At 36.6% G+C, this 7,044-nt stretch carries 7 protein-coding genes; 3 read left to right on the top strand and 4 right to left on the bottom strand.

The features are described 5' to 3' along the window. Positions 1-460 precede the first annotated feature (460 nt). The 3 genes from pykF (at position 461) to ABN256_RS00465 (ending at position 3,589) form a co-directional block, all read left to right on the top strand. Entirely contained in the window at positions 461-1,873 is a 1,413-nt protein-coding gene (gene pykF, locus ABN256_RS00475; RefSeq protein WP_196553148.1) for a pyruvate kinase PykF, read from the top strand. A 152-nt stretch (positions 1,874-2,025) separates the two neighbouring features. Next, positions 2,026-3,084 carry a linear amide C-N hydrolase gene (locus ABN256_RS00470; RefSeq protein ID WP_349438903.1) on the top strand — a complete coding sequence of 353 codons (1,059 nt, stop codon included), beginning with the start codon at positions 2,026-2,028 and terminating at the stop codon, positions 3,082-3,084. 265 nt (positions 3,085-3,349) lie between these two features. Beyond that, on the top strand, positions 3,350-3,589 hold the full coding sequence (locus ABN256_RS00465) for a major outer membrane lipoprotein (protein ID WP_036937280.1): 240 nt from the start codon (positions 3,350-3,352) through the stop codon (positions 3,587-3,589). Between the two features lie 89 nt (positions 3,590-3,678). On the opposite strand, the gene ABN256_RS00460 is transcribed toward ABN256_RS00465, so the two are convergent. From ABN256_RS00460 to sufS, 4 genes are all read right to left on the bottom strand, one after another. Beyond that, positions 3,679-4,203, bottom strand: coding sequence for a hypothetical protein (locus ABN256_RS00460; protein WP_197269256.1), 525 nt, complete (start codon positions 4,201-4,203; stop codon positions 3,679-3,681). 106 nt (positions 4,204-4,309) lie between these two features. Then, complete coding sequence (locus ABN256_RS00455) at positions 4,310-5,227, bottom strand: L,D-transpeptidase family protein (protein ID WP_197269257.1); 918 nt, start codon at positions 5,225-5,227, stop codon at positions 4,310-4,312. A 117-nt stretch (positions 5,228-5,344) separates the two neighbouring features. Then, complete coding sequence (sufE, locus tag ABN256_RS00450; protein ID WP_072070310.1) at positions 5,345-5,773, bottom strand: cysteine desulfuration protein SufE; 429 nt, start codon at positions 5,771-5,773, stop codon at positions 5,345-5,347. 23 nt (positions 5,774-5,796) lie between these two features. After that, complete coding sequence (gene sufS / locus ABN256_RS00445; RefSeq protein ID WP_197269258.1) at positions 5,797-7,035, bottom strand: cysteine desulfurase SufS; 1,239 nt, start codon at positions 7,033-7,035, stop codon at positions 5,797-5,799. Between the last annotated feature and the right edge of the window lie 9 nt (positions 7,036-7,044).

Raw genomic sequence — 7,044 nt, 5'->3', positions numbered from 1 at the left:
ATTTCTCTTTATCCTTTTTTCTAATATTTTCTCATCTTACCTACCCTACAAAATAATTAATTCAGCTTGCAAAAATTTATTGCGCAACAAAACGTTTAAAAAACAAGCAGTCAGCACCGTATTTTGATCACATCACTTAAATTTACCTTTTTTCGATTTTCTTCATAGAAATTAACCTCTATAATACGAAACATAATTTTGTTGAAAGGTTTCAGCGTGTTGATTTACGGGCATCTTTAGAAAACAGAACAAATGAAACGTGATAGACTATAATGTAAGATGTCTACCAACCATTGATACAAAATAGTGACAAGTTTTTTATGGTGTTGCTAGATCATTAACATGTTGCGCAACTTATCCATTAGAGATGAGTTTACATATTCTGTTTCGCACAGTTGATTAAAAATAGCGACATTAACCCTTATTCATCCATTACAATACAACCATTAAATAGACTGCCATGAAAAAGACAAAAATTGTTTGCACCATCGGACCAAAAACCGAATCTGAAGAAAAACTGAATCAATTACTGGACGCAGGCATGAATGTTATGCGTCTAAACTTCTCTCACGGTGACTATGAAGAGCATGGCAACCGTATCAAAAACCTGCGTAACGTATGTGCTAAAACAGGCAAAAAAGCCGCTATTTTATTAGATACTAAAGGCCCAGAAATCCGCACCATCAAATTAGAAGGTGGTAACGATGTCGCTTTAGTTGCTGGCCAAACTTTCACTTTTACTACAGACAAATCTGTTGTTGGTAATAAAGATCGTGTAGCTGTAACTTATGAAGGTTTCGCAAAAGATTTAACCGTTGGTAATACTGTATTAGTTGATGATGGTCTTATCGGTATGAAAGTAACAAAAGTTACTGATACTGAAGTTGTTTGTGAAGTTTTAAACAACGGTGACTTAGGTGAAAACAAAGGTGTTAACTTACCGGGCGTTTCTATCGGTTTACCCGCATTAGCTGAAAAAGATAAACAAGATCTTATCTTTGGTTGCGAACAAGGCGTTGATTTCGTTGCAGCATCATTCATTCGTAAACGTTCTGATGTTGAAGAAATGCGTGCACACTTAAAAGCACACGGTGGCGAAAACATCATGATCATCTCAAAAATTGAAAACCAAGAAGGTTTAAACAATTTTGATGAGATCTTAGAAGCTTCTGACGGTATCATGGTTGCTCGTGGTGACTTAGGTGTTGAGATCCCTGTTGAAGAAGTTATCTTTGCACAAAAAATGATGATTGAAAAATGTAACGCTGCGCGCAAAGTAGTTATCACTGCAACGCAAATGTTAGATTCAATGATCAAAAATCCACGCCCTACTCGTGCTGAAGCAGGTGACGTTGCGAATGCTATCTTAGATGGTACTGACGCGGTTATGCTGTCAGGTGAAAGTGCAAAAGGTAAATACCCAGTAGAAGCGGTAACTATCATGGCAACTATCTGTGATCGTACAGACCGTATCATGCAATCTCGCCTTGATTACAAACAAACCGCTGCAAAATTACGCGTCACAGAAGCAGTTTGTCGCGGTGCGGTAGAAATGGCTGAAAACTTAGATGCACCTCTGATTGTTGTTGCAACTTTCGGTGGTAAATCAGCTCGTTCTATCCGTAAATATTTCCCAACTGCGCCAATCTTAGCATTAACAAACAACGAAGAAACTGCTCGTCAACTTCTATTAGTTAAAGGTGTAACAACTCAATTAGTTAATGAAATTTCTTCTACTGATGACTTCTACCGTATCGGTAAAGAAGCTGCATTAGCAAGTGGTTTAGCTCATGCTGGTGATCGCGTTGTTATGGTAACAGGCGCATTAGTTGATAGCGGTACAACAAATACTTCATCTGTTCACGTTCTGTAATTTGCACAGTATATTAATTGTTCAAAACGCCACTTTTTAAGTGGCGTTTTTTATTATTCACCCACATCTCGTTTATTTATTCACTTTTCTTTACCACTTCTTCTATCCTTTTAGTAAGCCTTTTATTCATATACGCTAAATAAGGATATAAAATGCCTGATGATAAAATAAATACTAATGTCTTCGCTTGTACTACCCTCGCGATTAAAGATAAAAAAAATCGTATTTACCATGGTAGAACAATGGAGTTCTCAACAGATAAACCCGCTTCAATATTTGCATATTATCCTAAAGCACATACTTTCCAACAGAATGCACCAGACGGTACACCAGGGCTAAAATATACTGTTAAATACCCTTTTATTGCCATTACAGCCCCCATTAATTTAGAAGGGACAAAAGACGTACTTGAGGGCGTCAATACTCAAGGTCTTTCTTTTAGCTTAAATATGCTTCCTGATTCAAAGCTCGATGATATTACCCCGCAAGATTACTCAACGTCAGTACCTATTGCGGCAATCGGTGAATGGGCTTTAGCACAATATGCAACCGTTGAAGAGTTAAGGAAAGCCATTCCTAAAACGGCTTTTTGGTCACAAAAACTATTACTTTTACGCAACTTACCCAGCCCTTTTCATTATGCTTTTTATGATAAAACAGGTGCTTGCATTGTTGTTGAGGTTTCAGAAGGGAAATTGCATATTTATGATAATCCTACTTATTGCATGACCAATGGCCCATTATTCCCATGGAATCTTACTAACTTAAATAATTACACTCACCTTTCTAATGTTAATATTTCCACCAGCACATTGGGAAATATTAAAGTCAAACAACCAGATAGTGGAATTGCTTTAGCTTCCTTACCAAGCTCTGATACTTCTGTCGATAGATTTATTCGTGCGGTTTACTATACAACGTATTATCATCAGGTGTCTGATCCTGATATACAACTTGTTGAATTAGCACATATCATGAACCGTTTCGATCGCCCTAAAAATTCCACAATCGATCCATTGCTAGGCCATGATACGTTAAAAGCGCTTCATACAAGTGAATTTTCAGTGTGGACAACGCTCACCGATTTAGAACGAGGAATACTCTTTTTTAGAGGGTATAACAATCTTAACTTTCAAAAGTTTACGCTTGAAGCATTTAAAAATGAAGCAGAACCTATTTTCATAAAAGTAAATTTAGAAGGTCATTTATAGATAAAAGCGTGAGCAATAATAAAAAAGGACAGATAATATATTTTTCTATCAGACTTTTATGAATAAAATTCTTTTGTGAAATAACACGCATTTTTTGTACTGAATATTTGCGTTTTAGGTGTTATTTTTTCTATTGTTCAGTTAATGAGTAAGTAGAATATAGTAAATAAATCCAGCATTTTCTTATATCTGTGCCATACTTATTAATGGTTTCATATAAATGCTACTTGTTCCTTTACACAAATTAATAATAGAGGTTGTAACTATGAAAGCGAAACTTGTACTAGGTGCGGTAATTCTGGCTTCAGGCTTATTAGCAGGTTGTTCTTCTAGTAATAATGCACAGTTAGATCAAATCTCTTCTGATGTAAGTAGCCTGAACTCTCAAGTTCAACAACTAAGTAGTGATGTACAATCTGCGCGTGCTGAAGCTAAATCAGCTTATGACGAAGCAGCTCGTGCTAATCAACGTTTAGATAACCAAGTCACTACTTATAAAAAGTAATTTGACTCACCAATAAGCTGAAAACAGCTTTAGGTAAGCATTAATAGCAAAGCCCTAACAATGTTAGGGCTTTGGTTTTTATAAGGTTTTTAATTATTATTAAGTGTATCAATGCCAAAAGCTTTTATACGCTCATTTAAATTAAGATTCGTTGCTAGGTATGAGTTATATCTGATATTTTTGTCTGTTTGAGTAGATATCTGACTAAATATATCCTTAATTTTATCAACATTTTTTTGTTGATCTTTCGTCAGTACAAAATATTCCATGCCACTGACTTTTTTTAATTCATTCTCTAGAATATTAAATAGCTCTGTCACTGACTTTGAATACTTTGAGTAAGATACTCTGGAGCTAACTTTATCAGGCAAAGTCTCTATTTCAATTAACTCATATGCCCTACATCCCTCTTTAGGGATGACTCGCTGAAGAAGCTCCTCGCACATTAATTGAATATTTTCACTTTTTAGCTTTTTATCCCCAATTAAAAATGTTTTACAGCTATTTATCACCTGAGATAACTTATTAAATAGCAAACCAGAATTATCCGCCATGCTAGGCGTGATACTGTTATTTCTCTTTATCAGATTTTCATTATTAGCTGAAACTCTCATTAAATTTCCTTATTATCAGTAAAATAATATTACTTATAGTAAGGTATCTTTAACGCTATTGATTTTATAAAGCAGTCTTTTGCTACTTATAAACTATCATTCAAACTTAGTAGACTGTAACCTCTACAGGAATACCAGAACGACGAATAAGCTCTGCATCGACTTTATCTTTATCGACTTTGCCACTTTCATACCAAGCATTAAATTGCTTTGTAAATGTAAAAGGCATGGTTTGGGGGTCGTCATTCTCATTGCGTGATAGTGGCTGATGGACTTCAATAAATTGCCTACCGTCTGCAGTTTCAGTAAATTTAATCGGTTTATTGATAACCTGAACTCGGCTTCCTTTGGGTACAACATTAAATAATGTCTCAATATCATTCGGACGTAAACGAATGCAACCTGAGCTCACTCTTAAACCGATACCAAAATCAGCGTTAGTACCATGAATAAGGTATTCGCCCCTGCTATGAGCCAATCTTAACGCATAAGCCCCCATAGGGTTTTCAGGGCCAGCAGGAACAACCGCCGGCAATGTTATCCCTTTTGCCGCATAATTTTTGCGAATATTGGTCGTTGGTGTCCAAGTGGGATCTTTTATAAGTTGGGAGATAGAAGTCACCATTTCAGGTGTTTCACGCCCTAATTGACCAATACCGATAGGATAAACATCAACCGTACCACCTTTTTTGGGATAATAATAAAGGCGCAATTCGGCAAGATTGATAACAATACCTTTTCGTACAGTGTCCGGTAAAATCATCTGTAACGGGATCGTTAATGCCTTACCAGCATCGGGTAAAAGAGGATCAATTCCTGGGTTTGCTTCCATCATATTGAGCAATCCCACTTGATATTCAGACGCTATCGCTTCTAGTGAACGCTTATCATCCGGCACAATGTAAGATTGATTATTACCAATAATACGCTGGCCATCATCGGGTAATAGGTATTCTGTAGCATAAGATAAGTGACTACTCATTCCTAATAGCGATGCACCCAAGAGAGTTAACCATTTTTTCATCGTTTATCCCGTGTGTTAGAAATAAAATAAACTGACTATTATGATGATAACATTATCATTGTTATGCTATTCATATAATTAGTCAGTTTAGATCATTAATGAGGGATAAGATAACATTTACGCTACAGTGTATTCTGAAAAACGCCTAATAAGCGTTGTCACCATTGCATGTAAACCTTGTGTTCTAGATGGCGTTAAGTGACTTTCTAGTGCTAATGATGAGAAATAATGTTTTACATCCGTCGCTAAAGCTTGCTCAACTGTTTTACCTTGGAATAAGATAATAACCAAGGCGACTAACCCTTTAACAATGCCTGCATCACTATCACCAGCAAGGATAAGTTGTTTATTCTCATTAAGAGAAACAGCGATCCAAACTTGGCTTTGGCAACCTTCAATAAAGTTAGCTGAAATACGTTGTTCTTCTGTTAGAGAAGGAAGACGCTCACCTAGCTCCATCATATAAAGATAACGTTGTTCCCAATCCTGACAACGAGAGAAATTGCGTAATAATTTTGCTTCATCTGGCAAATTAGCAACTGCCATGAATAACCTCTTTGTTTTAATCTTTAACCTAATAGCATTTCGACACGCAATAATGCATTAACCAGTGCATCTATATCGTTTTTATTAGTATACAACCCAAGAGATGCACGACACATTGCAGGAACCTGATAATAATCCATAATTGGCATAGCACAATGATGGCCAGTACGGATCGCAATACCATAATTATCAAGAAAAGCACCTACATCATAAGCGTGATGTTTACCTAAATTAAAGGCTATCACACCTTGGCGAAAATCATTGCCATACAGCGTTAATGATTTTACTTTTTGTAGCTGCTCTTGTGCATACTTCATTATACTATTTTCATATTTCGCAATATTATTCATGCCTAAATCTGAAAGATAATCTAATGCTGCACCTAACCCAATCATCCCCATAATGTTAGGCGTACCCGCTTCAAAACGCCAAGGCGCATCCGCATAGGTAATATCACCATTGATATGGACATGTTTTATCATTGCACCACCACCTTCCCAAGGTGGCAATTCATCGAGAACTACCTTTTTACCGTACAACAAACCAATTCCTGTTGGTCCATAAAGCTTATGAGCACTACAAACAAAAAAGTCACAATCAAGTTGTGAAACATTAATGGGTTGATGCATTACGCTCTGCGCACCATCAACCAAGATATGTAATTCACCACCTTGTTGAGAAGCATATTGCCGAGCATCATAAATAATGTTTGCAACTGGGTTCACTGTGCCTAATACATTTGATTGATGAGTAATACTAAGTAATTTTGTTCGCTCATCAATTAAACTAGGTAACTGACTTAAGTCCAGCGTACCATCTTGTGATAACGGTAAAATGCGAACATGAAAACCATACTGTTTTGCCAGCATATACCATGGAACAATATTCGCATGGTGCTCCATTTCTGTGATGATGATATTGTCACCATCATTTAAAAATCGTTGGCTATAAACATTTGCAATTAGGTTGATCCCTTCCGTTGTTCCTTTAACAAAAACAATCTCCTCTTCACTATTGGCACCTAAAAAATCACAGGCTTTTTTACGGACATTTTCAACCAACGTTGTCGCATTTGCACTTAACGTATGAATGCCGCGATGAACCGCGGCATATTGTGTTAAGGCAAACTGTTTTTCATGTTCAATGACGCAAGCCGGTTTTTGAGCACTTGCGGCACTGTCGAGGTAGACCAGTGGTTTTCCTTTCACTTGTTGTGAAAGAATTGGAAAGTCATCTCGCGCTTTTTCAATGGAATGCGTCATAATGCCTTA

This window comes from Proteus sp. fly-1008, assembly GCF_040140305.1.
GTDB classification, from domain to species: domain Bacteria; phylum Pseudomonadota; class Gammaproteobacteria; order Enterobacterales; family Enterobacteriaceae; genus Proteus; species Proteus vulgaris_B.
Note: the sequence above shows the minus strand (reverse complement) of the source record. Positions and strands in the feature narration are given on the sequence as shown.

Excerpts from the sequence above, each read along its gene's own strand:
- ABN256_RS00455 (WP_197269257.1), bottom strand. The coding sequence starts at position 5,227 with ATGAAAAAATGGTTAACTCTCTTGGGTGCATCGCTATTAGGAATGAGT.
- ABN256_RS00460 (WP_197269256.1), bottom strand. The coding sequence starts at position 4,203 with ATGAGAGTTTCAGCTAATAATGAAAATCTGATAAAGAGAAATAACAGT.
- ABN256_RS00465 (WP_036937280.1), top strand. The coding sequence starts at position 3,350 with ATGAAAGCGAAACTTGTACTAGGTGCGGTAATTCTGGCTTCAGGCTTA.
- sufE (WP_072070310.1), bottom strand. The coding sequence starts at position 5,773 with ATGGCAGTTGCTAATTTGCCAGATGAAGCAAAATTATTACGCAATTTC.
- sufS (WP_197269258.1), bottom strand. The coding sequence starts at position 7,035 with ATGACGCATTCCATTGAAAAAGCGCGAGATGACTTTCCAATTCTTTCA.
- ABN256_RS00470 (WP_349438903.1), top strand. The coding sequence starts at position 2,026 with ATGCCTGATGATAAAATAAATACTAATGTCTTCGCTTGTACTACCCTC.
- pykF (WP_196553148.1), top strand. The coding sequence starts at position 461 with ATGAAAAAGACAAAAATTGTTTGCACCATCGGACCAAAAACCGAATCT.